Source organism: Enterobacter sp. HSTU-ASh6, assembly GCF_026319105.1.
Lineage (GTDB): Bacteria > Pseudomonadota > Gammaproteobacteria > Enterobacterales > Enterobacteriaceae > Enterobacter > Enterobacter sichuanensis.
This window is the reverse complement of the sequence record NZ_WSPD01000042.1, coordinates 1-2,710: the sequence shown is the minus strand read 5'-3', so window position 1 is coordinate 2,710 and position 2,710 is coordinate 1. Positions and strand designations below refer to the sequence as shown.

The following is a 2,710-nucleotide window of genomic DNA, read 5'->3' as shown; positions in this document are numbered from 1 at the left end:
CGGGCATGAGCCTGCATCCCTGCAGGCCACGCCCTCTCGGCGCATCCCTGCGCCTCGCCCCGGCCTTACGGAAACGCTTCGGCGATTTACAGCCGGACCAGGGCATCGCTGTAAGTCATTAATTTTGCTGAAGCAACGTTCATCGCTTCAGGTAAAAAATTACTGGGGATTCCTCAGCCCAAAGGGAGAGGGAACTAAAAACGCCCTCACTCCTCGTCCCGCCTCTTTTCCCGATGCTTCAGCCACAGCCTGACCCCAATCACCGCCCCGACCACCAGAATCAACCACGCCCAGTGTTTCAGGTGCTGGTCGAGATTATGCAGCCACGGGCCAATCACTTCGCCCCCCACGTAACCGAGCGTGGTAAAAATCAGCGCCCAGGCAACAGCGCCAATAATATTGAGCGGCAGGAAAATTTTAGGCGGCAGGCGGCTCGCCCCAATCAATATCGGCCCTATGATTCGAAAGCCGTACATAAAGCGGGTGCCAATCACAAACAGGTAAGGGTGGCGCTGGATCAGCCGTTGCGCTCTGCGGATCTTCTTTTGATGCTTAGCAAAACGTTGCAGCAACGCAGGCCCGAAACGCAGTCCCAGAAAATAGAGCAGCTGATCGCCAATCATGCCGCCCAGCGCGACGGCGGCAACCACCAGCGGGAATTTTAGCAGCCCCTGATGTGCGGCGACGCCGCCCAACAGCGTGATGGTTTCACCTTCTGCCACGCTCCCGACCACCAGCGCAGCGTATCCGTATTGTTCAATAAATCCGTTGATATCCATTACGTCAATATCATCTCCCTTAGTATGTCTCGCTTAATCATATACCCCATGAATCAACAGCGGGGAAATCAACGGAAATTTCCCACTGTACATAAAATAATCTAAAGCCTGCATTATACTTAAGGTATCGATGACGGGCCGACAACAAGGGGGCGCTATGAACCATGTCTGGGGACTTTTCTCCCATCCCGATCGTGAAATGCATGTCATTAAAAGTGAGAACGAAACGGTCTCGCATCATTACACGCACCATGTGCTGCTGATGGCTGCGGTGCCGGTAATATGCGCTTTTATTGGAACAACACAAATCGGCTGGAACTTCGGGGACGGCACCGTGGTTCAGCTCTCCTGGTTTACCGGGCTTTATCTGGCCATTCTCTTCTATGGCCTGATGCTGGCGGGGGTGGCGGTGATGGGGCGCGTTATACACTGGATGGCGCGTAACTACCCGCAACGTCCATCGCTGGCGCACTGTATGGTCTTCGCCGGATATGTCGCGACCCCGCTGTTCTTAAGCGGTATTGTTGCGCTCTATCCACTGGTCTGGTTGTGCGCGCTGATCGGTACCATTGCCCTCTTTTACACCGGTTATCTGCTGTATCTGGGGGTCCCAACCTTCCTCAATATCAATAAAGAAGAGGGCCTGAGCTTCTCCAGTTCAACGCTCGCCATCGGCGTGCTGGTCCTGGAGGCGCTACTGGCGCTGACGGTTATTCTTTGGGGTTATGGATACCGTCTCTTCTGAGTTCACTGCATTGCTGGCGTAAATGCCAGCAATGCAGCATCTGTTCACGATTATCCGCTGGCGACAACGCCCGGTGACCGCTATGATGCCGAAGCCAGCCTGTGTTTCTCCGTTGACACAGGCGGTGTACGTCATTACGTGCGTGAATAATTATCAGAAGTCTCACCATGCTGAAATTCCGAGTCTCTTTACTTAGCCTGGCGCTGTTGCTGGGCGCGTCCGCTGCCGTGCCAGCCGTCGCCAAAACGCCCGCGGTGACCACCGCTGCTGCCCAGCCGCAAATTGCCTCCGGCAGCGCGATGATTGTTGATCTCAACACTAATAAGGTGATTTACGCCAGCCATCCGGACCTGGTACGCCCGATCGCCTCGATTACCAAATTAATGACCGCGATGGTGGTGCTTGATGCCCATCTGCCGCTGGACGAAAAGCTGAAAGTGGATATCAGCCACACGCCGGAGATGAAAGGGATCTACTCTCGCGTGCGTCTGAACAGTGAAATCAGCCGGAAAAATATGCTGCTGCTGGCGCTGATGTCGTCTGAAAACCGTGCGGCGGCGAGCCTTGCGCATCACTATCCTGGCGGCTATGACGCGTTTATCCGCGCGATGAACGCCAAGGCCAAAGCGCTGGGTATGAACAATACGCATTATGTTGAACCGACGGGTCTGTCGATCAACAACGTCTCCACGGCGCGCGATCTGACGAAACTGCTGATTGCCAGCAAACAGTACCCGCTGATTGGACAGCTTAGTACCACCCGTGAAGAGATGGCGACCTTTGCAAACCCGGCCTATACGCTGCCGTTCCGCAACACTAACCATCTGGTTTATCGGGATAACTGGAATATTCAGTTAACGAAAACCGGTTTTACCAACGCGGCAGGGCACTGTCTGGTGATGCGCACGGTGTTTAACGGTAAGCCTGTGGCGCTGGTGGTGATGGATGCCTTCGGCAAATATACCCACTTCGCCGACGCGAGCCGTCTGCGCACCTGGATTGAAACGGGGAAAGTACAGCCTGTGCCGGCTGCGGCATTGACGTATAAAAAGCAGAAAGCGGAACAGATGGCGACGGCGCAAAACGACTGAGCCTCCTCTGCGCGCTGATGCCCTTGTATGTTTAAAGTCACTTCAGTTACCCGTCAACAGACGGGTAAACTGTCACTGAGTTTGACCTGATGCCA

General features: G+C 54.6%; 3 protein-coding genes. 2 read left to right on the top strand and 1 reads right to left on the bottom strand.

Annotated elements, in window-relative coordinates; genetic code table 11:
• Positions 1–206: 206 nt before the first annotated feature.
• Positions 207–779: a DedA family protein gene (locus GM298_RS23205; RefSeq protein ID WP_025756253.1), complete on the bottom strand. Its 573-nt coding sequence runs from the start codon at positions 777–779 to the stop codon at positions 207–209.
• 157 nt (positions 780–936) lie between these two features.
• Between GM298_RS23205 and GM298_RS23200 the strand changes: the two genes are divergently transcribed.
• Together GM298_RS23200 and pbpG are read left to right on the top strand one after the other, a co-directional pair.
• Positions 937–1,524, top strand: coding sequence for a Yip1 family protein (locus GM298_RS23200; RefSeq protein ID WP_013097942.1), 588 nt, complete (start codon positions 937–939; stop codon positions 1,522–1,524).
• A gap of 167 nt (positions 1,525–1,691) precedes the next feature.
• Positions 1,692–2,615: a D-alanyl-D-alanine endopeptidase gene (gene pbpG / locus GM298_RS23195; RefSeq protein ID WP_014884552.1), complete on the top strand. Its 924-nt coding sequence runs from the start codon at positions 1,692–1,694 to the stop codon at positions 2,613–2,615.
• The last annotated feature ends 95 nt before the right edge of the window (positions 2,616–2,710 follow it).